The following is a 22,128-nucleotide window of genomic DNA, read 5'->3' as shown; positions in this document are numbered from 1 at the left end:
CGAGGCGGGCGCGGGCCGGTCCCGCAGCCGCTGCACGTCGCCGGTGAGCCGCGCGGCCCGCCGCCCCGCCCATTCCGGTGCCGTGGCGACGACGGCACCCGAGGCGTCGTACAGCGCGGCCCAGCCGTCGACCTGGGAGGCCAGCGCGGCCAGCAGCCCTCCGGCCCGCCCGTCTGGGCCTGCCGGGTCAGCTCGCGCTGGGCGGCGAACCCCGCCGTGACGGCCCGGTACTGGTCGGCGGCGATCGCGGCGGACACGGCCTTGCTTATGGCGAGGAAGGGGGTGCGGCGCGGGACCTCCAGCAGCGGCAGGCCCTCCTCCTCGGCCGCGTCGACGAGCGCCTTGGGGATCTCCTCGTAGTTGACGCCGACGGCGAAGCCGAGACCGACCACCCCGGCCCCGGCCAGCCGCCGTACGTAGCGGCGCATGGCCTCCGGGTCCTCGGCGTCCAGTTTCAGCGCGGTGACCAGCAGCAGCTCCCCGCCCTCCATGTAGGGGACGGGGTCGGCGAGCTCGCTGACGTGCGCCCAGCGGACCGGCACGTCGAGGCGGTCTTCGCCTGCCCGCACGGTGAGTTTCAGCGCGGAGTGGTGGACGAGCGAGGCGAGCGTCGGGGGCATGAGGCCTTCAGGTCTACGTCAGGGCTGTGTGTTCTTTGTGCTCTTTTGGCCGCCACGTATGAACGACCTGTGACGATTCTGCCTCACCGTACGGTTCTCCGCGTACTCGTAACCGGTCGACGGACTTCAGCCCCGAAGATCCACCAGCAGCGGTGGCGCGTGCTCGCCCTTCACGTCGGTGAGCGACAGCACGGCATGCCCGGCCGGCACCGCGTGCGCCAACTCGGACGCGGACCAGCGTTCCCGCTCTACCTGGCGCACGGTCACCGCCCGCGCGGTCGGGGCCTTGCCGGTGATCACACGGCGCAGCATGTGCACGGCCTTGCCCGCGGGCGTCTCCGCGATGATCTGCCGGTCCGTGACGTCCCGGGCCTCGGTCCACTCCTTGCCCCACACCTCGGCGAAGTCCTGCCCGTCCCACGGGGTGAGCCCCGACAGGGCCATCCGGCAGCCGGTGGCGCCGAGCAGCGGTCCGCGCAGGGGCCGGGCCACGTCGTCCAGGGTGCGCAGGGTGAGCACCACTCCGGCATTTCCGGACCGCAGCCGCTGGATGCCGCGGACGGCCTCGGGCGTGACGGCCCCGGTCGCGTCGTCCAGCACCAGGCAGGCGAACAAAGACCGGTCCTCACGGACCGCGACACTGGCCGTGAACTGCGCGAGCACGAGGCGCGCCAGCATCCGGGAGGCGTCGGCGTGCCCGCGCTCGGGCAGGTCGATCCGCACCCGGACGGGGTGGTCGAGGGCCTTCAGGGTGAAGGGCCGGGTGGCCCCGGAAGTGTCGAAGAACGAGGCGAAGGCGGGCCGGTCCAGCAGGGCGATCCGGTCCGCGAGGACCCCGCCGACGTCTCCGGGCTGTCCCATCTGGCGCTCCCGGGCGTCGAGTTCCCGCAGCAGCGACTCCTGCCCGGCGTCGTGCAGGCCCTGCCGCAGAGCGGCGAACGGGCCCGGCGACCCGTCCAGCAGCCCGCGCAGCTCCGGTACAGACGGGAAACGCCCGTGCACGGCCCGGAACGGCCCGAGCAACTGGGCCAGGACGGTCGTCGAACGACGGCTGTCGCTGCCCGGGTGCGGATCGGCGAGATCCCCGGCCAGTGCCTCGGCGAGCACGGCCGCGGCCTCGTCCGGGTCGGTGGTCCCCCCGTACAGGTCGAGGTCGTACTCGGACTCCTGGTTCCCGATCCGCACGACCACGTCGTACGCGTCGGCCGGCCCGAGACCCGCCCCCGCGGCCCCCACCACGACGACGGCGGCCCGCCCGGCGAGAGCCTGCAGGCACAACGACTCGGCGACCGGCCGCACGACGGCACCGGTCTTGCCGGAGCCGGCGGGGCCGACGGCCACGAGCGAGGTGCCGAGCAGATCGGGCCCGAGGGCGAGCCCCGCCCCCCGGTACGTGTAGGGGTTGCGGGGGTCGTCCACGGCGGTGCCCAGCCGCACCTGCCCGGTGACCAGGTCGTGCCGGGCGAGCCGGGACGGCAGGTCACGGTCTCCGGAGGGGTGGAGGCAGGCGGCGGCGCCGTCCCGCAGGACGATCGAGCTGAAGGTGGCGAGGCTGTGCCGCCCGGAGCGCACGCCCTGCCAGGCGCGCACGATCCGGGCGTGGTCGACGTCCCGCATGAGCCCGGAGCGGGCTTCGGCGGAGAGCCGCTCGGCGGCGTCGGCCACCCCTGCGGCACGGAGTTCGTTCCACTCGGCCGGGTCGTCCTGCGGGGCAGGATGCGACTCCTGGGACGCCTGCCTGCGGAAGCGGGGAGCGACGAACCGGCGCCACACCTCGCCCCAGCGGCCCAGCCGGCTGACCCCGACCATGATCGCGAGGGCGACGAGCAGCTCGTACCCCTCGTACACCAGGAACGTGCCGGTCTCACCGATGCCGCTGTCGCCGCCGCGCCAGGCATCGGGAACGATCAGGTCGAACGGCACCCACCACCAGTTGCCGAGGTATCCGTTCTGCAGCAGCGACCAGATCAGCCACCCCACCAGGAAGGCGATCAGAGCCCCGCTGAGCAGCTGCCGGGTGGGGATCTCCTCGGGCTCCTCGGCCGGCCGCGGCCGGTGCCCGAACCGCCACACGCCGGGCGACGCCTCGGGCCGGGGGGTGCGCAGCCAGGTGAGGAAGGAGGACCCGTCGGGCATCGGCGGCACGCCTGGCGCCCGGTCCGGCCGGGGCGGCACGGCGGAGCCGTACGACGGCGGGTCGCTGCCGCCGGGCGGCGCACCGTGGCCGCTCGGCGGCGCGTCGTGCCCGCTCGGCGGCGCCGCGGGCACCTCCGGCGGTCCCGCCGGACGCGGCACGGGATTCGCATGCGTACCCCGGGCCTCCTGCGTCCCGTCGCTGTCCATCGCCCTTGCCCCCTGACCAGCCGCTCCATCCACCATCAGCGAGCCAATCTAACGCCCTCCCCTGGGGAGTTCACCGCTTACACGGCCGGGTAAGGGACACCAGGTCGGGGAGACCGCCATGTCCACCCCGGACAAGCCGCTTGGCCGACAACGCCCACATGGAGCATGACCACCCCCCTCCCCCCGCCCTAGCCTGCGAGAAAAGAAGCGCAGTGTCCCCGCACCCCCCGTCCGCACCACCCCAGGAGCCCCTCATGACCGCACTTCCGCAGGAGCGCCGCCTCGTCACCGCCATTCCCGGTCCGAAGTCGCAGGAGCTGCAGGCCCGCCGTACCGCCGCGGTCGCGCAGGGCGTGGGGTCCGTGCTGCCCGTGTTCACGGCGCGCGCGGGCGGCGGGATCATCGAGGACGTCGACGGCAACCGGCTGATCGACTTCGGCTCGGGCATCGCCGTGACCTCCGTCGGCGCCTCCGCCGAGGCCGTCGTCCGCCGGGCGTCCGCACAGCTCGCCGACTTCACCCACACCTGTTTCATGGTCACGCCTTACGAGGGGTACGTCGAGGTCGCCGAGGCGCTCGCCGAGCTCACCCCGGGTGACCACGCCAAGAAGAGCGCGCTGTTCAACTCCGGCGCCGAGGCCGTCGAGAACGCCGTGAAGATCGCCCGGGCGTACACCAAGCGGCAGGCCGTGGTGGTCTTCGACCACGGCTACCACGGGCGCACCAACCTGACCATGGCGCTGACGTCGAAGAACATGCCGTACAAGCACGGCTTCGGGCCGTTCGCGCCCGAGGTGTACCGCGTGCCGGTCGCCTACGGCTACCGGTGGCCGACCGGGCCCGAGAACGCCGGGCCCGAGGCCGCCGCGCAGGCCATCGACCAGATCAGCAAGCAGGTCGGCGCGGAGAACGTCGCCGCGATCATCATCGAGCCGGTGCTCGGCGAGGGCGGATTCATCGAGCCGGCCAAGGGCTTCCTGCCGGCCGTTCGGAAGTTCGCCGCCGACCACGGGATCGTCTTCGTCGCCGACGAGATCCAGTCCGGTTTCTGCCGTACGGGGCAGTGGTTCGCCTGTGAGGACGAGGGGATCGTCCCGGACCTCATCACCACCGCGAAGGGCATCGCCGGCGGTCTGCCGCTCGCCGCGGTCACCGGGCGTGCCGAGATCATGGACGCCGCACACGCGGGCGGCCTGGGTGGCACCTACGGCGGCAACCCGGTCGCGTGTGCCGGTGCGCTCGGCTCGATCGAGACCATGAGGGAGCTCGACCTCAACACCAAGGCCAAGCACATCGAGGCCGTGATGAAGGCGCGCCTGTCCGCCATGCAGGAGAAGTTCGACATCATCGGCGACGTCCGCGGCCGTGGCGCCATGATCGCCATCGAGCTGGTCAAGGACCGTACGACGAAGGAGCCGAACCCGGAGGCGACCGCCGCGCTCGCCAAGGCCTGCCACGCCGAGGGCCTGCTGGTCCTGACCTGTGGCACCTACGGCAACGTGCTCCGCTTCCTGCCTCCGCTGGTGATCGGCGACGACCTGCTGAACGAGGGCCTCGACATCATCGAGCAGGGTTTCGCGCGTATCTGACGCCGGCACCGCGCATCTGAGCCCCCGTCGGGGCAGGTGAGCCGCTCCGGTTCCACTACCGGGGCGGCGAGCGGCAGAGCGTGTGAAGAAGGTGTGCGAGGTGGATGACAGGAGGCCCTGCGGCCTGTCATCCGCCCCGGCCCTGCCGTAGGTTCTCACCAGATGAGAGATACACCCCGCCCACAGGGGACTGTGGGTGACATCAGGCCGGGGCCTCCCCAGCTTCGACCTGGTCGTGCCCTCGCGCACACAACCGGAGCCTGAGGCTCTGGATCTCCTCACCGATCGGACAGTCGCCCGCCCCAAACCCCCCGGGGCGCGCGACGTTCCGGTCCGGACGGCCGCCCCGGAACCACCCCCCCCCTGTTCCGGGGCGGCCGACCTCCCTCTTCCTCCTCTTCAGGCACCCTCGCGGGACCGGCCGTCGCCGGCTTCCCGCGCGGCCTGTTCCAGCCGGGCCCGGTGCTCCTCCCACCACTTCCGGTCGCCCTCCGGCACGCTGCCGGAGGCCTTTGTCAGGCCGACGCTCCCGTCGATGAGTTCGCGCACGATGTCGGCGTGCCCGGCGTGCCGCTGCGTGTCGGAGACGACCCGCACCAGGATGTGGTGCAACGTCACCTTCCGCCGTTCCTCGGGCCACCACGGGACGTGACCGGTCGCGTCCAGCGGCAGTGTCTCGATCGTGCGGTTCGCGTGCCGCCACGCCTGCCGGTAGAGCCCGACGATCTGCTCGCGTGACTCGTCGAGGGTGGCCCACATGTCCGCGCCGGGTTCGGCGTCCTCCGTGTACCACCAGGGGGGCGGCGGTTCCTGGGCGAAGTATGGCCGTCCGAACGTGTCGCCGAAGTACCCCAGCTCCACCCCGGCCACGTGCTTGACCAGCCCGAGCAGATTGGTCCCGGTCGGCGTGAGCGGGCGGCGGACGTCGTACTCGGAGAGCCCCTCGAGCTTCCACAACAGCGCGTCGCGGGCGTCCTGGAGATAGCGGAGCAGGTCCGCTTTCGGGTGGGGTTCGGTCATGCCGGGCAGTCTCGCACCCGGCACTGACAGTTCACTCGGGCCGGACCGGGTCCGGGCGGTGGATGCCGGGTGGGCGATAGCCCAGGACGTCGGCGAGGCCCAGGAGATCAGCCAGCAGCCAGATGATGGCGAGCCACATCTCCGTGCCCTGGAGGCCGGGCTCACGGCTCGGGCCGGTGCCGTCGGGGGCGGGGCCGAAGGGGAAGCCCTGATGCGGGTGCCGGCGGCGCAGGGCGGCGGTGAGCTGGGACGTGGCCCAAGCCCGGGCCTCTTCGGCGCGGTGAGTGGTCTGCCGGACGCAGAGCCACGAGGGGTGGATCACGTCCAGGACGTTGCAGGCGTTCTCCCGGCCCGGTGAGAAGTGGCGGGGGTCGCGGGCGTGGTCGAGGACCGTGTCGATCACGCGCTCGGCGTACGGCACGGGCAGTGGTCGAAGCGGCCGTCGTCGTTTCCCGGGTGGTTCAGGTGATCCTCCGCAGCGGCCGCGAGTGGAGGTCTGTGCTCGTGCCAAGCTGTGCCCCATGCCGATCCCCGCGAACCCGGAACGCGACAACCCCACCGCGCGGGACAGGAGCACGCCCGCACGGCCGGGCCTCCTCGCCCTCCTGGTCGGCTTCCCGGCCCTCCTCTTCGCCCTGGTCACCTGGCAGGTGGTCGTGGACGGTCCGCTCGTGGCGGCCGACGAGCGCCTCAGCCGCCTCCTGATCGACCCGGACCGCTGCTCCGAACTCCTCGCCGACCTCGGCAACGTCCAGGTCGCGGTCCCGGTCCTCGTCGTGGCCCTCGGATACGCCGCCCTGCGGACCCGCCGTACGGCCCGCTGGTGGCTGCCCGTCTCCGCCGCGGCTCTCCTCATGACCCTGGTTCCGGCGCTGATCATCCCGCTGAAGAAACTCACGGACCGCCCGGGCACCCCGGCCGTCCCGCCCGGCACCGGCTACTACCCCTCGGGCCACACCGCCACCGCCGCCATCGCCTACGGGTGCGCGACCCTGCTCCTGATCCCCCTGCTCCGCACGGCCCCGGCCCGCCGCGCCCTCGTCACCTGCTGTGCCGCGCTCGTGCTCGGCACGAGCTACGGCCTGGTCCGCCGCGGCTACCACTGGCCACTGGACGTGGTGGCCAGCTGGTGTCTGTGTGCGGTGCTGCTCTCGTCCCTGTGGCTGGTCCTCCGGCGGTCGGCGGCCGCCCCCAGGACGGAGGTCGCTCCCCGCACCCCCGCGGCAGCGCCCTAGTCGTCGTGCTCCGTGGCCAGCCGCGCCGCCGCCTCGTGCATCGCCAGCTCCAGCAGGGCCGGGTCCGTCAGCATGCCCGAGCCGTCCGGCGCCACGAGCCAGCGCACGCCGCCGGGTGACGAACGGCCCGGGTACGGCACGACGATCCAGGTGCCGGCGCCCGCCGTGCGGATCCCCGTGCCGAGCCAGCGGGCCGCGGTGCCCGGCGGCACGAAGAACCCCATGCGCGCGTCGCCGAAGTCGACCAGCACGGGGCCCGGCCGGTCGAGGACGCGGGTGAGCACGTCGAGCGTGCGGTAGCCGAGTTCGCCGGGCAGGATGAGCACGTCCCAGGCGCTGCCGGCCGGCAACAGGGCGACCCCGAGCGGGTTGCGCTCCCACTCCCAGCGGCAGGCCTCGGGATCGGGTGCGACGGATGCGAGCCACTCGACGGCCGTCTTCGCACCGGTCATCGGAAAGACCCCCTTCTTCCTCGTGCAACTCGTGAACCTCGCGACCGCGCATCGCGTCCCGAGGGGCGTCACGAGGGAGAAGGGGGTCTCCGTACCGTCATTACGCGGGTTTTCGCACCTCGTTGGAGTGAACCGGAGTGAACCGGCTCACACCCCGCTCGCGCCTGCCGGTTCAGCTGTCGAATCCCAGGCCCAGCCGGTCCATCGTGCGCAGCCACAGGTTGCGGCGTCCGGCCTGGGCGTCCGCCCGGGCCAGGGACCACTTGGTGAGGGCGATGCCCGTCCAGGCGAAGGGTTCGGGCGGGAAGGGCAGGGGCTTCTTGCGGACCATGTCGAGTTCGGTGCGTTCCGTGCGCTCACCGGACAGCAGGTCTAGCATCACCTCGGCGCCGAAGCGGGTGGCGCCGACACCCAGGCCCGTGTAGCCGGCCGCGTAGGCGACCTTTCTCTGGTGGGCGGTGCCGAAGAACGCCGAGAAGCGGGAGCAGGTGTCGATCGCGCCGCCCCAGGCGTGGGTGAAGCGGACGCCCTCCAGCTGCGGGAAGCAGGTGAAGAAGTGCCCGGCGAGCTTGGCGTAGGTCTCCGGGCGGTCGTCGTACTCGGCGCGGACCCGGCCGCCGTAGGGGTAGACCGCGTCGTATCCGCCCCACAGGACGCGGTTGTCGGCGGACAGCCGGAAGTAGTGGAACTGGTTGGCGCTGTCCCCGAGGCCCTGGCGGTTCTTCCAGCCGATGGACGCCAGCTGCCCCTCGGTGAGCGGCTCGGTCATGAGCGCGTAGTCGTAGACCGGGACGGTGTAGGAGCGGACCCGCCGGACCAGGCTGGGGAAGATGTTGGTGCCCAGGGCGACCTGGCGGGCGCGGATCCGGCCGTAGGGGGTGCGTACGGCCATGCCGGCGCCGTAGGGCTTCAGGGTCAGCGCGGGGGTGTGCTCGTGGACGCGGACGCCCAGCTTCACGCACGCCTGCTTCAGGCCCCAGGCGAGCTTCGCCGGGTGCAGCATGGCGACGCCCCTGCGGTCCCACAGGCCGGCCTGGAAGGTGGGTGAGTTCACCTGCTCCCGTACCGCCTCGGCGTCCAGGTACTCGACGTCCTCGGCGAGGCCCCGGCGGACCGTCTCCTCGTGCCAGTCGCGCAGTTCCGCCGCCTGGTACGGCTCGGTGGCGACGTCGATCTCGCCGGTGCGTTCGAAGTCGCAGTCGATGGAGTGCCGGGCGACCGCCGCCTCGATCGCGTCGAGGTTGCGGGCGCCCAGTTCCTGGAGCCGGTGGATCTCCTGCGGCCAGCGGGCGAGGCCGTTGGGCAGGCCGTGGGTGAGGGAGGCGGCACAGAAGCCGCCGTTGCGGCCCGAGGCGGCCCAGCCCACCTCGCGGCCCTCCACCAGCACCACGTCCCGTCCCGGGTCGCGTTCCTTGGCGATCAGAGCCGTCCACAGTCCGCTGTAGCCGCCGCCGACGACCAGCAGGTCGCAGGTCTCGGAGGTGGTGAGGGCGGGCTGCGGGCGGGGCCGGCCGGGGTCGTCCAGCCAGTACGGCACCGGCTGGGCGTCGGAAAGCGAATGAGTCCACCGGTTCATGGCGCCAGGGGCCATGATTTCAACTCCCTACGGTCATGCCTTTTGTCTGTTGCGGCGATTGCCGACAACCATGGAAGTCAGGACGAACAGTACGGCGACGACGAACATGGCGGTGCCGATGACATTGATCTGAACGGGCGTTCCGCGCTGCGCCGAGCCCCAGACGAACATGGGGAACGTGACGGTCGAGCCGGCGTTGAAATTGGTGATGATGAAGTCGTCGAAGGAGAGGGCGAAGGCGAGCAGTGCGCCCGCCGCGATTCCGGGGGCGGCTATCGGCAGGGTGACGCGGACGAACGTCTGGAACGGGCCCGCGTACAGGTCCCGGGCCGCCTCCTCCAGTTTCGGATCCATCGACATGACGCGCGCCTTGACGGCCGTGACCACGAAACTCAGGCAGAACATGATGTGCGCGATGAGGATCGTCCAGAAGCCCAGCTGGGCGCCCATGTTGAGGAACAGGGTGAGCAGCGAGGCCGCCATGACGACCTCGGGCATCGCCATGGGCAGGAAGATCAGCGAGTTCACGGCGCCGCGGGCGCGGAACCGGTAGCGGACCAGCGCGAAGGCGATCAGGGTGCCGAGGAGGGTGGCGCCGAGTGTCGCCCAGACCGCGATCTGGAGGCTGACGGACAGCGAGCCGCACAGGTCCGAGACGCCGCACGGATCCTTCCAGGCGTCCAGGGAGAACCGCTGCCATGCGTAGTTGAAGCGCCCCTTCGGTTTGTTGAAGGAGAACACCGTCACGATGACGTTCGGCAGCAGCAGATATCCGAGGGTCAGCAGTCCCGCGATGACGACGAGTTTTCTTTTCAGCCAGTTGACGAAGGGCATCAGACCAGATCCTCCGTGCCGGACCGGCGGATATAGAGGGTGACCATGAGAAGAATGGCCGCCATGAGGATGAAGGAGAGTGCCGCGGCCGTCGGATAGTCGAGCACTCTCAGGAACTGCGTCTGGATGACGTTTCCGACCATGCGGGTGTCGGTGGAGCCGAGGAGGTCGGCGTTGACGTAGTCGCCGGCCGCCGGGATGAAGGTCAGCAGCGTGCCGGAGACGACGCCCGGCATGGACAGCGGGAAGGTGACCTTGCGGAAGGTCGTCGAGGGTTTCGCGTACAGGTCTCCCGCGGCCTCGTGCAGGCGGCCGTCGATGCGCTCCAGTGAGGTGTAGAGCGGCAGGATCATGAACGGCAGGAAGTTGTACGTCAGTCCGCAGACCACCGCGAGCGGGGTGGCGAGGACGCGGTCGCCGGCGGTCCAGCCGAGCCAGTTGGTGACGTCCAGGACGTGCAGCGTGTCGAGGGCGCCGACGAGCGGGCCGCCGTCCGCGAGGATCGTCTTCCAGGCGAGGGTGCGGATCAGGAAGCTGGTGAAGAACGGCGCGATCACCAGGATCAGGATCAGGTTCCGCCAGCGACCCGCGCGGAAGGCGATCAGATACGCGAGCGGGTAGCCGAGCAGCAGGCACAGGATCGTGGCGGTGCCCGCGTAGAGCACGGACCGGACGAACTGCGGCCAGTACGCGGACAGCGCGTCCCAGTACGTGGCGAAGTGCCAGGTGACCTTGTAGCCCTCCTCCAGGGAGCCCGTCTGCACGGACGTGGAGGCCTGGTAGATCATCGGCAGCGCGAAGAAGACCAGCAGCCAGAGGATGCCGGGGAGCAGCAGCCAGTACGGCGTCAAACGGCCCCTGCGCTTCGGGGGTTTCGGCTCGGGTGCTTCTGGTGCGAGCGGTGGTGGCGCCTCGGTGAGTGTCGACATCAGACCGCCTCTTCCACTCCGGCGTCCGCGTCCTGGCTCGCGTCCAGACCGAAGGTGTGGGCGGGGTTCCAGTGCAGGACGACCTCGGCGCCGGGCACGAGGCGGGGGTCGCGGTCGATGTTCTGGGCGTAGACCTCGAAGTCGGAGCAGACGGGGCTGTCGACGACGTACTGCGTGGAGACGCCGATGAAGCTGGAGTCGGCGATCCGGCCGGTGATGCGGTTGCGTCCCACGGGTATCTCGCCTGCGTCGTCCGCGTGGGTGAGGGAGATCTTCTCCGGGCGGACGCCGGCCAGCACCCTGCCGCCGGTGCTCGCGGGCGCGGAACATCGCGCCCCGGGCAGGACGAGCTTGCCGCCGCCCGCCTTCAGCACGATCTCGTCGCCGCTCTTCGAGTCGACCTCGGCCTCGATGAAGTTCGAGGTGCCGAGGAAGTTCGCGACGAAGGTGGTCCGCGGGTTCTCGTAGAGGTCGGTCGGCGCGCCCAGCTGTTCCACCCGGCCCGCGTTCATCACGGCGACCGTGTCGGCCATGGTCATGGCCTCCTCCTGGTCGTGCGTGACGTGGATGAAGGTGATGCCGACCTCGGTCTGGATGCGCTTGAGCTCCAGTTGCATCTGGCGGCGCAGCTTGAGGTCGAGGGCGCCGAGCGGCTCGTCGAGGAGGAGCACCTTGGGGTGGTTGATCAGGGCGCGGGCCACGGCGACGCGCTGCTGCTGGCCGCCGGAGAGCTGGTGCGGTTTCTTGCGGGCCTGCTCGCCGAGCTGGACCAGCTCCAGCATCTCCTCCACCTGCTTCTTCACCGACTTCAGACCGCGCCGGCGCAGGCCGAAGGCGACGTTCTCGAAGATGTCGAGGTGTGGGAAGAGGGCGTACGACTGGAAGACGGTGTTCACCGGCCGCTTGTACGGCGGGAGGGCGGTCACGTCCTGGTCGCCCAGTGACACCGTCCCGGAGGAAGGTTCCTCCAGTCCGGCGATCATGCGCAGGGTCGTGGTCTTGCCACAGCCGGAAGCCCCGAGCAGGGCGAAGAAGGAGCCCTGCGGCACGGTCAGGTCGAGCGGATGGACGGCGGTGAAGGCGCCGTAGGTCTTGGCTATGCCCGTGAGGCGGACGTCGCCGGTGGGGTCTGCCTTGGTCGTCCTGGTCGTCTTGGTCGTCATCGAGGTCACGCCCCCGTCAGCTTCGCGAACTTCGCTTCGAACTCGGTCTCTTCCTTCGAGCTCAGTGAGCGGAAGGCGTGCGACTTGGCGGCCATGGCCTTGTCGGGAATGATCAGCGGGTTGTTCGCGGCGTCCTTGTCGATCTTCTCCAGCTCGGGCTTCACGCCGTCGACCGGACACACGTAGTTGATGTAGGCGGCGAGTTCGGCGGCCGGCTCCGGCTCGTAGTAGAAGTCGATGAGCCGCTCGGCGTTCGTCTTGTGCCGGGCCTTGTTGGGGATCAGCAGGTTGTCGGTCGACGTCATGTAGCCGCTGTCCGGGATGAGGAAGTCGATGTCGGGGCTGTCCGCCTTGAGCTGGACGACGTCACCGGCCCAGGCGACGCAGGCCGCGAAGTCGCCGCTGGTCAGGTCCGAGGTGTAGTCGTTGCCGGTGAAGCGGCGGATCTGGCCCTTGTCGACGGCTTTCTGCAGGCGGGCGATGGCCGCGTCGTAGTCGTCGGCGGTGAAGTCCGCCGGGTCCTTGCCCATGTCGAGCAGGGTCATGCCGACGCTGTCGCGCATCTCCGACAGGAAGCCCACCCGGCCCTTCAGCCTGGGGTTGTCGAGCAGGTCGGAGACCGACTTCACCTCGACGCCGTCGAGGGCCTTCTTGTTGTACGCGATGACGGTCGAGATGCCCTGCCAGACATAGGAGTAGGCGCGGCCCGGGTCCCAGTCGGGGCTGCGGAACTGGGCCGACAGGTTGGCGTAGGCGTGCGGCAGGTGGGCCGGGTCCAGCTTCTGCACCCAGCCCAGGCGGATGAGCCGGGCGGCCAGCCAGTCGGTGAGGACGATCAGGTCGCGGCCGGTGTCCTGGCCCGCGGCGAGCTGCGGCTTGATCTTGCCGAAGAACTCGTTGTTGTCGTTGATGTCCTCGGTGTACTTGACCTTGATGCCGGTGCGCTTGGTGAACTGCTCCAGCGTCGGGTGGTGCTTGCCGCTGTCGTCGACGTCCATGTACTCGGTCCAGTTGGAGAAGGCGACGGTCTTCTCCTCGGCCGAGTGGTCCTGCGCCGAGACGCCGCCCTGCGACTGGCCCGCCGCCGGGATGCCGCATGCGCTCAGCGTCCCGAGTCCGCCGACCGTCAGCGCCCCGCCCGCGGAGGCGCGCAGCAGCGACCGCCGGGTGAGAGCGGCCCTGCCGTTCCTGAAACTGCGCCGTATCGCGGCCACTTGGGCCGGGGAGAGGCGGTCGGGCTCGTACTGCTCCATGCGCGTGGTGCCCTTTCGGAGGGTGGGCGGCCGTTGGTCAGGCGGCCTGTGTACGACTAGCGATCCCCGAAGACGGTGCGGTGCCAGTCCTTGGCGGCCACCGCGGTGTTGTCGAACATGACGTGCTTGATCTGGGTGTACTCCTCGAACGAGTACGCCGACATGTCCTTGCCGTAGCCGGAGGACTTGTAGCCGCCGTGCGGCATCTCGCTGATGATCGGGATGTGGTCGTTGACCCACACACAGCCCGCCTTGATCTCGCGGGTGGCACGGTTCGCCCGGTACACGTCCCGGCTCCAGGCGGAGGCGGCGAGCCCGTACGGGGTGTCGTTGGCGAGCGCGATGCCCTCGTCGTCGGTGTCGAACGGCAGCACGACCAGGACGGGGCCGAAGATCTCAGACTGGACGACCTCGCTGTCCTGGGCCGCGTCGGCGATCAGGGTGGGCCGGTAGTAGGCGCCCTTGGCGAGCTCACCCTCCGGTGCTTCTCCACCGGTCACCACGCGCGCGTAGGCCCGTGCCCGGTCGACGAAGCCGGCGACCCGGTCGCGCTGGACGTGCGAGACGAGCGGGCCGAGGTCGGTGCCGGGGGCGAATGGGTCGCCGAGCCGTACGGTCTCCATGAGGGCGGCGGTGCGTGCGACGAACTCCTCGTACAGCGGTCGCTGCACGTACGCGCGCGTGGCGGCCGTGCAGTCCTGCCCGGTGTTGATGAGGGCGCCGGCGACCGCGCCGTGGGCGGCGGCCTCCAGGTCGGCGTCGTCGAAGACCACGAAGGGCGCCTTGCCGCCGAGCTCCAGGTGCAGGCGCTTGACGGTGGCCGTGGCGATCTCCGCGACGCGCTTGCCGACGGCGGTGGAGCCGGTGAAGGAGGTCATGGCCACGTCGGGGTGGCCGACGAGGTGCTCACCCGCCTCCGGCCCGGTGCCGGTGACGATGTTGATCACGCCGTCCGGGATTCCGGCGTCCGTGGCCGCCTGGGCGAAGAGCAGCGAGGTCAGCGGGGTGAGCTCGGCGGGCTTGAGCACGATGGTGTTGCCCGCCGCGATCGCCGGGAGGACCTTCCAGGCGGCCATCTGGAGGGGGTAGTTCCAGGGCGCGATCGACCCGACGACCCCGATGGGCTCGCGCCGGACGTACGAGGTGTGCTCGCCGGAGTACTCACCGGCGGACTGTCCCTGGAGATGCCGTGCGGCGCCCGCGAAGTAGGCGGTGTTGTCGATGGTCCCCGGGACGTCGAACTCGCGGCTCAGCTTCAGGGGCTTGCCGCACTGGAGCGACTCGGCACGGGCGAAGTCCTCGGCTCGGTCGGCGAGGACCGCCGCGAACCGGTGCAGCGCGTCGGAACGCTCGCCGGGTGTGGTCGCCGCCCAGCCCGGGAAGGCCGCGCGGGCGGCGGCGACGGCCCGGTCGACGTCGGCGGTGCCGGCCAGCTCGTAGGTGAGGACCTCCTCGCCCGACGCCGGGTCGACGACCGTGTGCGTGCGGCCGGAGGTGCCCCTGGTCGGACGGCCCGCGATGAACTGCGCGCCTTCCGCGAAGCGCTCCTCGGCCGGGAATCGGTCCGGGGTGGCGTTGCCCGGGTTGTGCATGTGGCTCTCCTCCGTGTCCCCGTGGTGGGGGCCGGCGTGGCTCAGGCTCGATTTGAGTGCCGATCCTGACAGAGGTATGTCACTCCAACAAGGGATTCCGTTGTTGATTTTTGGTTACGCAACGGAATCTGTCGACCAGGTGTCGAGTCGTCCGGAGAAAGACAGGACGGTGTGTCAGTGGTGCGTGCCAGACTCGCCCGCATGGAGAAGACCACGGGGGCGGTCGGCTCCCTGGACGCCCTGATCGCGGCGTCCAGGGCCGGCGCGAAGATCAAGTATCTGTACTTCTGGGGACACCGGCCAAGGCCGGACGGCCGGATCGGACCGAGCTGTCTGAGCCAGTGGTGGCCGGCCCCGTTCACGGTGGACGGCGTGGCCTACGCGACGGCGGAGCACTGGATGATGGCGGGCAAGGCCCGGCTCTTCGGGGACGCGGACGCGGAGCGTGCCGTGCTGGCCGCCGGGCACCCCGCCGAGGCGAAGAAGGCCGGGCGGCTGGTGCGCGGTTTCGACGAGGCGATATGGCGGCGGGAGCGGTTCCGGATCGTCGTGGAGGGCAGCGTCCACAAGTTCGGCGCGCATCCCGAGCTGCGCGGGTTCCTGCTGAACACCGGCGAGCGGGTGCTGGTGGAGGCGAGCCCCGTGGACCGGGTGTGGGGCATCGGGCTGGCCGCGGACGACGAGGCGGCGGCGGATCCGGAGCGGTGGCGTGGGCTGAACCTGCTGGGGTTCGCGCTGATGGAGGCGCGGGAGCGGCTGCGCACGGCTTGAGTCGCGCGGGGCATGAGGCGGGGCCGGTCCGCGGACCGGCCCCGCACTCGGATGCTTCGTTCAGGAAGCCGCGCCGAGTCCCCCCATGATGCTGGCGAAGAGCAGGAAACCCAGCAGCGGCAGGATCACCGTGGCGATGATGCCGCAGACCAGGCCGGCGGTCGCCGCACCCTTGTTGGTGGCCTCACCGCGGGTGGCCCTGCCGCGGCCGATGGCGCCGAAGATGATCGCGAGGATGCCCAGGATCACGCCGAAGAACCACATGATGAACGTCACGCTGCACACCACGCCGATGATGCCCAGCACGAGTCCGGTGGTGCCCATGCCGTTGCTCGGCTGCGCGGGCATCGCGTAGCCGGGCGCCTGCGGGTAGCCCACGGGCGGCGCGGCCGGGTAGCCGGGGCTGCCCTGGGGGTAGCCGTAGCCCGGGGCGGCGGGAGGCTGCTGCGGGTAGCCGTAGCCGGGGGTGCCGGGAGGCTGCTGCGGGGGCTGGGACGGCGGGCCGAAACCACCGGGCGCGGGATTGGTGTTGGACATGGACGTTCTCCCCTCCGTTGTCAGACCCAGGCATCGTAGTGGCCAAGTCCGCAGTGGAGAGCGGTCGTTTCAGCGGTGGGACGGGGCGGTGGCGACCGGCCCGTGGGCGCCGTAGGACGAGTCGTCGTCGTAGTCGTCGCTGTTGATGGCGGCCGTGATGCCGACGGCGATCAGGACGATCACCGCGATGCCGAGGATGATCCCGATGATGCCCATGATCAGGCCCGCCTGGGCCTGGCCGTGGTTGGTGGCCACTCCGGCCTCGGCCCGCTTGCGGCCCTTGATGCCGAAGACCACGGCGAGGATGCCGGTGATCAGGGAGACGACGCCGTACAGGCAGAAGAGCGTGCACGAGACGATGCCGAGCACCATCGCCGCGATGCCTATGCCGTTCTGGGGGGCCGGGGGCATGCCGGGCCAGCCGTAGCCGCCCTGCGGGTAGCCGGGGTAGCCGTAGCCTCCGGTGGCGGGGCCGGTCGGGGCGACGGGCGGGGGCGGGACCGCGCCGGTGCCGGCGGGCGGGGTGAAGCTCACGCTCGGCATCGAGGTGACCGTGGCCTGGTCGTGCACGGACGGTGGCCCCTGGGTGGGCGGCCGGCCCTTGTCGAGCGACGGGCGGCTCTCAGGGGGTGCCCACGGGTCGTGGCCGCCGCCGTCCGGTTGCGTAGCGTCCGTCATGGTGCATCCCCCCTGGGTTGATCGTGCCGCCATGCTACGGGGCGCTCCGGCGGGTCCCACAGTGCGGGTCCGTCGGGGCTGGTCGCGCAGTTCCCCGCGCCCCTGGAGGGGTTGTCCGACGGCCTACGATGGGCCCGAGTCACCGATCAGCCGATCACCCGCGCCCGCCCGCCCCGTGCCGGCCCGGGCGCCGTTCCGGGGAGGAACCCTTGACCGAGCATCTCGTCGACCCCCGCGCACCGCGCGACCTGAAGGCGTTCGTCGCCGGACTGCCCAAGGCCGAGCTGCATGTGCACCACGTGGGCTCCGCGTCTCCCCGGATCGTCTCCGAACTGGCCGCCCGGCACCCCGACTCCAAGGTTCCGACCGATCCCGCCGCCCTGGTCGACTACTTCAGCTTCACCGACTTCGCCCACTTCATCGAGGTGTACCTGTCGGTCGTCGATCTGATCCGCACGCCGGAGGACGTCCGGCTGCTGACCTTCGAGGTGGCCCGGGACCTGGCGCGGCAGCAGGTGCGGTACGCCGAGCTGACCATCACCCCGTTCTCCTCCACGCGTCGGGGCATCGACGAGCGTGCCTTCATGGACGCGATCGAGGACGCCCGCAAGGCGGCCGAGTCCGAGTTCGGGACCGTGCTGCGCTGGTGCTTCGACATCCCCGGCGAGGCGGGCCTCGTGGCCGCGCAGGAGACGGTCCGGCTCGCCACCGACGACCGGCTGCGCCCGGAGGGCCTGGTCTCCTTCGGTCTCGGCGGGCCCGAGGTCGGTGTGCCCCGGCCGCAGTTCAAGCCGTACTTCGACCGGGCGATCGCGGCCGGTCTGCACTCCGTGCCGCACGCCGGCGAGACCACCGGCCCGGAGACGGTGTGGGACGCCCTGACGCATCTGCGGGCCGAGCGCATAGGTCACGGCACCAGCTCCGCGCAGGACCCGAAGCTGCTCGCGCACCTCGCCGAGCACCGGATCCCGCTGGAGGTGTGCCCGACCTCCAACATCGCCACGCGCGCGGTCCGCACCCTCGACGAGCACCCGATCAAGGAGTTCGTCGAGGCCGGGGTGATCGTCACGATCAACTCCGACGACCCGCCGATGTTCGGCACCGACCTCGACAACGAGTACGCGGTCGCCGCCCGGCTGCTCGACCTCGACGAGCGGGGCCTTGCCGACCTGGCGAAGAACGCGGTCGAGGTGTCCTTCCTGGACGAGCCGGGCAAGGCCCGGATCAAGGACGAGATCGACGCCTACACCCTGCGGTGGCTCGACCGGTGACGCCCTCCCCCGAGCACCCCGAGCACCCCGGGCACCGCGAACGGCCGGTGACCGCGGTGGCCCACCGGGGCGACCCGTACCGCGTCCGCGAGAACACCGTCGCCTCGCTGCGGTCCGCACTCGACCGGGGCGCGGACGCGGTGGAGATCGACGTACGGCTCACCCGGGACGGGGTGCCGGTGCTGCTGCACGACGAGACGCTGAAGCGGTTCTGGGAGCACGAGCGGCCGCTGCTCGCTCTGTCGTGGGCGGAGGTGCGCGGGCTCACCGGCGGCGGGCTCACCGGCGGCGGGGTGCCGGCGTTGACGGAGGCGCTGGCAGCGACCGACGGCCACCGGGTGATGATCGACCTGCCCGGCTCGCCGGACGTACGGGCGGTGCGCCGGGTCATGGACGCCGTGCGCGAGAGCGGGGCGGCGGACCGCGTCTACTACTGCGCGGGCGCCGACGCGATGCTCGCCGTACGGGCGGCGGATCCGGCGGCCGAGATCGCCCTCACCTGGACGACCCTGGCCCCACCCCGGCCCGTCCTGCTGGAGGCGATCCGCCCGCGCTGGCTCAACTACCGTTTCCCGCTGGTGGACCGTCCCCTCGCCGAGCGCGTGCACCGCGACGGCTACCTGCTGTCCGTGTGGACCCCCGACACCCGCCGCTCCATGCGCCGGCTGCTGGCGGCGGGCGTGGACTCGATCACGACGAACCGCGTCGACGTGCTGTGCGCTGCACGCGCGAGCGCTGCGGCACCGTCGCCGGGTCGGCCGGGGCCGGCCGCGTGACGTACTGCGGCACCGGCGCGCTGTCCGTGCCGGTGTCGCGGACGAGGCCGTAGCGGGTGGCGCCCAGGGCGGGGCCCTCGTTGACGTCCCTGTCCACGGCCTCGCGGTTCGAGGGGAAGACGGTCAGGCCGTAGTCGCAGCCTCGTTCGTTCTGGGTGAGCGTGACGGTGCCGTCGAGGTAGAAGTACTCGTTCAAGGACCGGAAGCTGTCCGGTCGCGCGGCGAGCCGAGATTGCCGACCGCCCGCAGCATGGTCTCCTGGACGATGTCGTCGACGTCGGCGTGGCCGTTCGGGGCCCGGCCCACGATGTTGTAGACCAACGGCAGCCAGCCCGTGACCGGCTCGTCCAGCGCCTGCCGGTCACCGGACTGCGCCGCCGTGACGGTGCCGCGCCAGTGCTGACTGTCCACGGTGGCCTCTCGACGCCTGGTGTCACTGATGTTCCGCACGCACCCTCTCAGGCGGTCCCGGGGCCCTCGCCATGCCGGGGATCACAAGGTGGAGACGGCGTGAAGGGCCGGCCGGCGATAACACTTTTTTCAGATCCCGTTCAGCGCCCGCCCCAGCTCGCCCCGCCGCCGTATGCCCAACTTCTTGTAGGCACTGGTCAGATGGGTCTCCACGGTGCGCCGGGCGAGGTGCAGGAGGGCCGCGATCTCGGCGTTCGTGCGGCCGCCGGCCGCGAGTTGGGCGATGCGCAGTTCGCTGCCGGTGAGGGCCCCGGAGCCGGTGCGGGCGCCGGCGGCGCGGCGGGCCCCGCCCTCGCGCAGAGCCTCCTCCGCGAGCGTCCGCAGCCGCAGCGCGCCCAGGCGTTCGGCCCGCTCGGCGGCTGACCGAAGGCACTCCCGGGCCCGGGCGCGGTCCCCGGCGGCGGTCAGCTGCCTGCCCTGCGCGAGGAGCGCGGCGACCAGTTCCCCCTCCGTGGCGGCCGGCGCGTCCGCGAGGAGTCGTACGGCCTCCTCGGCCAGGTCCAGGCCCCGGCGGCCGCCCGTGACCGTGCCGAGGACCCGGAGGGCGCGGCCCACGATGCGGGGCGTGCCCCAGGTGCGGGCCAGCCGCAGCTCCTCCTCGGCCAGCGCGAGCGCCTCCTGCGGACTGCCGAGGGCCAGGCGGCACTCGGCGGCGGCGGACCGCCAGGGCGTGACGACCGGGCTGACCACCTCGCGGGCGCTCTGGCGGCGGCCGCACTCCAGGAAGTCGTGCAGCGCCCCGGCCGTGTCGCCCGCGGCGGCGCGCTGCACGCCCCGTGCGTACAGGAACCGGTTCAGCTCCCAGTTGTCGGGCGCCTCGCGCAGGTCGAAGCCGTCCGCGAGCCGTCGGGCCTCGGCGCTGCGGCCGGTCTCCACGAGCGCGAGGAGGGTGGTGGCGTGGATGTTGGAGGGGCCGTTCGCCGGGGTGGGGGGTTCGGCCGGCAGCAGCGCGTACTCGCCGCGCGCGGCGGCGATGTCGGCCCGGGTGTTGAGCAGCGCCGCGTGCATCGGGTGCAGCAGGTCGGGGCGCTGGCCGGCCAGGCCGCGGTCCACGAGGCGGTCGGCCTCGTCGAGTTCGTCGGCCCACTGGGCGACCGCGGCCGCCGTCCCCAGCAGGAAGGGCTCGGTGAGCGGGTGGGCCGGCTCGGCGAGCAGCGCGCGCACCTGCCGCATCGCGTCGTCCGCCGAGGTCAGCGCGGCGGTGGCCGCGTACCGCACGAGCAGGGCCCGGGTGGCCGGGCCGACGAGTTCCGGCGAGCGCTCGGCGGTGGCGGACAGACAGCGGTACACGTCCCGGCGGACCGTCTGGTCCTGGTCGGAGAGCAGTGCGGACGCGGTCTGGAGGGTGGCGCCCAGGTCGGGATGCCCGGTGAGCTGACCGTCCACCGTGCGCAGGACCTCCACGGCGGCGCGGGCCCGGCCACGCCCGGCCAGGGCGGTGCCGAGGGCCACGGCGGCCCGCACCCGGTCCTGCGGTGTGCCGTGCAGGGACAGTGCCTCGGTGAGCCGGGGGATCCCGGCCGAGGACTCCCGGCCCGCGCACTCCAGGGAGCCCAGTTCGGTCAGGAGGCGCTGTCGGTGGTCGTCGGGCAGCGGCTCGTCCAGGGCCCTGCGCAGGAAGGCGACGGCGTCGTCGGAACGGTCGTCGCGCAGAGCGAGCGAGGCGGCGTCCCGCAGCACGGCCGGTGCCCAGGTGCCGCCCGCCGGGCCGGACAGCAGCAACTGCCGTGCCACGGCCCCGGTGGCGGCGCCGCGGTGCAGCATCGCCTCGGCCGCGGCCCGGTGCACCGCGCGCCGCCGGGCGTCGGGGACACCGGCGAGTACGGCGTCCCGCAGCAGCGGATGGGCGTAGCGGGGGCGGCCGTCGGGGCCGGGGCGCAGCAGGCCGAGCCCGGTCATCGCGGTGAGCCAGCCCGCGACCCGGGCCGGGTCGGCACCGGCGAGCTCGGCCAGCAGACCGGCCGGTTCGGCCGCCGTCGGGTCCTCTCCCTCCTCTGCCTCCTCGAGTGCGGCGAGGACGCGAGCCACTTCCGCCGTGCCGGGTCCGGCGCTGTCCAGCCACCACTGCACGGCGGCCGGATACGAGCCGGGGTAGAGGGCGGCGGACGTCTCGGGTACGGCGGGGTACGGGACGGGGGCGCCCGGAGCGCCGGCCGTGATGTGGCTGAAGGGGCCCGGGCCACCGGCCGCGCAGGCGTCGGGAGCCCCGGCCTCGTACGACCCGGACGCGCTCAGGTCGTCCAGGAGGGCCCGCAGCAGCAGAGGGCTGCCCGCTCCTGCCCGGACGCAGTTCTCGACCCACGCGACGGGGGCGCGGGGATGTTCCGCGCGGACCAGGCAGGCCGCCGAGCGGGCGGTGAGCGGGGCGAGCGTGTGGGTGTCGACGAGGGCCGGCGAGAGGGTGTGCGCGAAGCCCGGCGCGGGCGGGTCGATGTCGTACTGACTGCGTTCGGTGACGGCCATCAGGACCGGCACGGGTAATCGGTCGACGTGCCGGGCGGTCTCGACCAGCCAGCGGTACGAGGGGCCGTCGGCGAGGTGGACGTCGTCCACGGCGAGCAGCAGCGGGGACTCACCGCCGTACGCGTGCAGGGCCCGCCGCAGCAGGGTGGCCTGCTCCCGTTCGTCACCCGTCGGGTCCGGCTCCTCCAAGTCCGCCGAGACGCCGAGAAGCCGACGTACCGCGGCGAAGGGCTCGACGGACCGGCCCGGCGCGCAGCGCGAGCGCAGCACGCGCACGCCCTCGGCGGCGGCGTCCTGCGCCGCGGCCTCCAGGACGCTGGTCCGGCCGGTGCCGGTGGCTCCCCGGAGCAGCACCAGACCGCCCGTACCGGAGCGGGCACGGGCGATCCCGGCCGCCAGCAGGGCGGCGGCCGGCCGGTGTTCGCCGGGCCGGGCACGCTGTCGCCGCGGGGACTCCGGCTGCTCGCGCTGCGGATCGGGCATCCTGCCTCCTGGCTCGGACGTGGTGTGTGCTCTCGTTCGAGGACGGCCGGTGCGGGGCACCCGTGCCGTGAC

At 72.1% G+C, this 22,128-nt stretch carries 20 protein-coding genes and 1 pseudogene; 5 read left to right on the top strand and 16 right to left on the bottom strand.

From position 1 onward, the window contains the following. A pseudogene (locus tag SSQG_RS28315) lies at positions 1–620 on the bottom strand (PucR family transcriptional regulator ligand-binding domain-containing protein); the annotation flags it as partial. 126 nt (positions 621–746) lie between these two features. Beyond that, positions 747–2,963 (bottom strand): ATP-binding protein, encoded by a 2,217-nt coding sequence (locus SSQG_RS28310; protein WP_039933786.1) that lies wholly within the window; start codon positions 2,961–2,963, stop codon positions 747–749. A gap of 254 nt (positions 2,964–3,217) precedes the next feature. Between SSQG_RS28310 and gabT the strand changes: the two genes are divergently transcribed. Then, positions 3,218–4,552 (top strand): 4-aminobutyrate--2-oxoglutarate transaminase, encoded by a 1,335-nt coding sequence (gene gabT / locus SSQG_RS28305; protein ID WP_003993330.1) that lies wholly within the window; start codon positions 3,218–3,220, stop codon positions 4,550–4,552. Between the two features lie 399 nt (positions 4,553–4,951). On the opposite strand, the gene SSQG_RS28300 is transcribed toward gabT, so the two are convergent. Next, complete coding sequence (locus SSQG_RS28300; protein WP_003993329.1) at positions 4,952–5,572, bottom strand: DinB family protein; 621 nt, start codon at positions 5,570–5,572, stop codon at positions 4,952–4,954. A 31-nt stretch (positions 5,573–5,603) separates the two neighbouring features. Further along, on the bottom strand, positions 5,604–5,975 hold the full coding sequence (locus SSQG_RS28295; RefSeq protein ID WP_338117288.1) for a hypothetical protein: 372 nt from the start codon (positions 5,973–5,975) through the stop codon (positions 5,604–5,606). A gap of 118 nt (positions 5,976–6,093) precedes the next feature. Here SSQG_RS28295 and SSQG_RS28290 point away from each other — a divergent pair, with 118 nt between their 5' ends. After that, entirely contained in the window at positions 6,094–6,807 is a 714-nt protein-coding gene (locus tag SSQG_RS28290; protein WP_039933784.1) for a phosphatase PAP2 family protein, read from the top strand. On the opposite strand, the gene SSQG_RS28285 is transcribed toward SSQG_RS28290, so the two are convergent. From SSQG_RS28285 to SSQG_RS28255, 7 genes are all read right to left on the bottom strand, one after another. Then, on the bottom strand, positions 6,804–7,259 hold the full coding sequence (locus tag SSQG_RS28285; RefSeq protein WP_003993326.1) for a hypothetical protein: 456 nt from the start codon (positions 7,257–7,259) through the stop codon (positions 6,804–6,806). The genes SSQG_RS28290 and SSQG_RS28285 overlap by 4 nt on opposite strands. A gap of 172 nt (positions 7,260–7,431) precedes the next feature. Continuing rightward, positions 7,432–8,850: an NAD(P)/FAD-dependent oxidoreductase gene (locus SSQG_RS28280; protein ID WP_003993325.1), complete on the bottom strand. Its 1,419-nt coding sequence runs from the start codon at positions 8,848–8,850 to the stop codon at positions 7,432–7,434. A gap of 18 nt (positions 8,851–8,868) precedes the next feature. Continuing rightward, positions 8,869–9,669 (bottom strand): ABC transporter permease, encoded by an 801-nt coding sequence (locus tag SSQG_RS28275; RefSeq protein ID WP_003993324.1) that lies wholly within the window; start codon positions 9,667–9,669, stop codon positions 8,869–8,871. Continuing rightward, positions 9,669–10,598: an ABC transporter permease gene (locus SSQG_RS28270; protein ID WP_039933783.1), complete on the bottom strand. Its 930-nt coding sequence runs from the start codon at positions 10,596–10,598 to the stop codon at positions 9,669–9,671. Before SSQG_RS28270 ends, SSQG_RS28275 begins: the two co-directional genes overlap by 1 nt. Further along, the gene (locus tag SSQG_RS28265) at positions 10,598–11,761 is read right to left on the bottom strand and encodes an ABC transporter ATP-binding protein (RefSeq protein WP_039935471.1); all 1,164 of its coding nucleotides are present in this window, start codon (positions 11,759–11,761) and stop codon (positions 10,598–10,600) included. Before SSQG_RS28265 ends, SSQG_RS28270 begins: the two co-directional genes overlap by 1 nt. 5 nt (positions 11,762–11,766) lie before the next feature. Next, on the bottom strand, positions 11,767–13,014 hold the full coding sequence (locus tag SSQG_RS28260; RefSeq protein WP_003993321.1) for a polyamine ABC transporter substrate-binding protein: 1,248 nt from the start codon (positions 13,012–13,014) through the stop codon (positions 11,767–11,769). 56 nt (positions 13,015–13,070) lie between these two features. Then, the gene (locus SSQG_RS28255; protein WP_003993320.1) at positions 13,071–14,606 is read right to left on the bottom strand and encodes a gamma-aminobutyraldehyde dehydrogenase; all 1,536 of its coding nucleotides are present in this window, start codon (positions 14,604–14,606) and stop codon (positions 13,071–13,073) included. 201 nt (positions 14,607–14,807) lie between these two features. Between SSQG_RS28255 and SSQG_RS28250 the strand changes: the two genes are divergently transcribed. Continuing rightward, a complete protein-coding gene (locus SSQG_RS28250) occupies positions 14,808–15,377 on the top strand; it encodes an NADAR family protein (RefSeq protein WP_039933781.1) in 570 nt (189 codons plus the stop codon). A 60-nt stretch (positions 15,378–15,437) separates the two neighbouring features. On the opposite strand, the gene SSQG_RS28245 is transcribed toward SSQG_RS28250, so the two are convergent. Together SSQG_RS28245 and SSQG_RS28240 are read right to left on the bottom strand one after the other, a co-directional pair. Next, positions 15,438–15,914 (bottom strand): DUF4190 domain-containing protein, encoded by a 477-nt coding sequence (locus SSQG_RS28245; RefSeq protein WP_003993318.1) that lies wholly within the window; start codon positions 15,912–15,914, stop codon positions 15,438–15,440. Between the two features lie 69 nt (positions 15,915–15,983). Further along, positions 15,984–16,592, bottom strand: a complete 609-nt coding sequence (locus SSQG_RS28240) for a DUF4190 domain-containing protein (protein ID WP_039933779.1) — start codon at positions 16,590–16,592, stop codon at positions 15,984–15,986. 209 nt (positions 16,593–16,801) lie between these two features. On the opposite strand from SSQG_RS28240, the gene SSQG_RS28235 reads away from it, so the two are divergent. Beyond that, positions 16,802–17,863: an adenosine deaminase gene (locus tag SSQG_RS28235; RefSeq protein WP_039933776.1), complete on the top strand. Its 1,062-nt coding sequence runs from the start codon at positions 16,802–16,804 to the stop codon at positions 17,861–17,863. Next, positions 17,860–18,639 carry a glycerophosphodiester phosphodiesterase gene (locus SSQG_RS28230; RefSeq protein ID WP_052310353.1) on the top strand — a complete coding sequence of 260 codons (780 nt, stop codon included), beginning with the start codon at positions 17,860–17,862 and terminating at the stop codon, positions 18,637–18,639. Before SSQG_RS28235 ends, SSQG_RS28230 begins: the two co-directional genes overlap by 4 nt. On the opposite strand, the gene SSQG_RS28225 is transcribed toward SSQG_RS28230, so the two are convergent. From SSQG_RS28225 to SSQG_RS28215, 3 genes are all read right to left on the bottom strand, one after another. Further along, positions 18,554–18,835 (bottom strand): hypothetical protein, encoded by a 282-nt coding sequence (locus SSQG_RS28225; protein WP_003993314.1) that lies wholly within the window; start codon positions 18,833–18,835, stop codon positions 18,554–18,556. The genes SSQG_RS28230 and SSQG_RS28225 overlap by 86 nt on opposite strands. Next, entirely contained in the window at positions 18,832–19,050 is a 219-nt protein-coding gene (locus tag SSQG_RS28220) for an RNA polymerase sigma factor (RefSeq protein ID WP_039933773.1), read from the bottom strand. Before SSQG_RS28220 ends, SSQG_RS28225 begins: the two co-directional genes overlap by 4 nt. A gap of 129 nt (positions 19,051–19,179) precedes the next feature. After that, a complete protein-coding gene (locus SSQG_RS28215) occupies positions 19,180–22,056 on the bottom strand; it encodes a helix-turn-helix transcriptional regulator (protein WP_003993312.1) in 2,877 nt (958 codons plus the stop codon). Positions 22,057–22,128: the final 72 nt, after the last annotated feature.

It is taken from the genome of Streptomyces viridochromogenes DSM 40736, assembly GCF_000158955.1.
In the GTDB taxonomy this organism is placed as follows: domain Bacteria; phylum Actinomycetota; class Actinomycetes; order Streptomycetales; family Streptomycetaceae; genus Streptomyces; species Streptomyces venetus.
Note: the sequence above shows the minus strand (reverse complement) of the source record. Positions and strands in the feature narration are given on the sequence as shown.

Bases quoted from the DNA above. Each gene is read 5' to 3' on its own strand.
- SSQG_RS28310 (WP_039933786.1), bottom strand. From the start codon at position 2,963: ATGGACAGCGACGGGACGCAGGAGGCCCGGGGTACGCATGCGAATCCC.
- gabT (WP_003993330.1), top strand. From the start codon at position 3,218: ATGACCGCACTTCCGCAGGAGCGCCGCCTCGTCACCGCCATTCCCGGT.
- SSQG_RS28300 (WP_003993329.1), bottom strand. From the start codon at position 5,572: ATGACCGAACCCCACCCGAAAGCGGACCTGCTCCGCTATCTCCAGGAC.
- SSQG_RS28290 (WP_039933784.1), top strand. From the start codon at position 6,094: ATGCCGATCCCCGCGAACCCGGAACGCGACAACCCCACCGCGCGGGAC.
- SSQG_RS28285 (WP_003993326.1), bottom strand. From the start codon at position 7,259: ATGACCGGTGCGAAGACGGCCGTCGAGTGGCTCGCATCCGTCGCACCC.
- SSQG_RS28280 (WP_003993325.1), bottom strand. From the start codon at position 8,850: ATGGCCCCTGGCGCCATGAACCGGTGGACTCATTCGCTTTCCGACGCC.
- SSQG_RS28275 (WP_003993324.1), bottom strand. From the start codon at position 9,669: ATGCCCTTCGTCAACTGGCTGAAAAGAAAACTCGTCGTCATCGCGGGA.
- SSQG_RS28270 (WP_039933783.1), bottom strand. From the start codon at position 10,598: ATGTCGACACTCACCGAGGCGCCACCACCGCTCGCACCAGAAGCACCC.
- SSQG_RS28265 (WP_039935471.1), bottom strand. From the start codon at position 11,761: ATGACGACCAAGACGACCAGGACGACCAAGGCAGACCCCACCGGCGAC.
- SSQG_RS28260 (WP_003993321.1), bottom strand. From the start codon at position 13,014: ATGGAGCAGTACGAGCCCGACCGCCTCTCCCCGGCCCAAGTGGCCGCG.
- SSQG_RS28255 (WP_003993320.1), bottom strand. From the start codon at position 14,606: ATGCACAACCCGGGCAACGCCACCCCGGACCGATTCCCGGCCGAGGAG.
- SSQG_RS28250 (WP_039933781.1), top strand. From the start codon at position 14,808: ATGGAGAAGACCACGGGGGCGGTCGGCTCCCTGGACGCCCTGATCGCG.
- SSQG_RS28245 (WP_003993318.1), bottom strand. From the start codon at position 15,914: ATGTCCAACACCAATCCCGCGCCCGGTGGTTTCGGCCCGCCGTCCCAG.
- SSQG_RS28240 (WP_039933779.1), bottom strand. From the start codon at position 16,592: ATGACGGACGCTACGCAACCGGACGGCGGCGGCCACGACCCGTGGGCA.
- SSQG_RS28215 (WP_003993312.1), bottom strand. From the start codon at position 22,056: ATGCCCGATCCGCAGCGCGAGCAGCCGGAGTCCCCGCGGCGACAGCGT.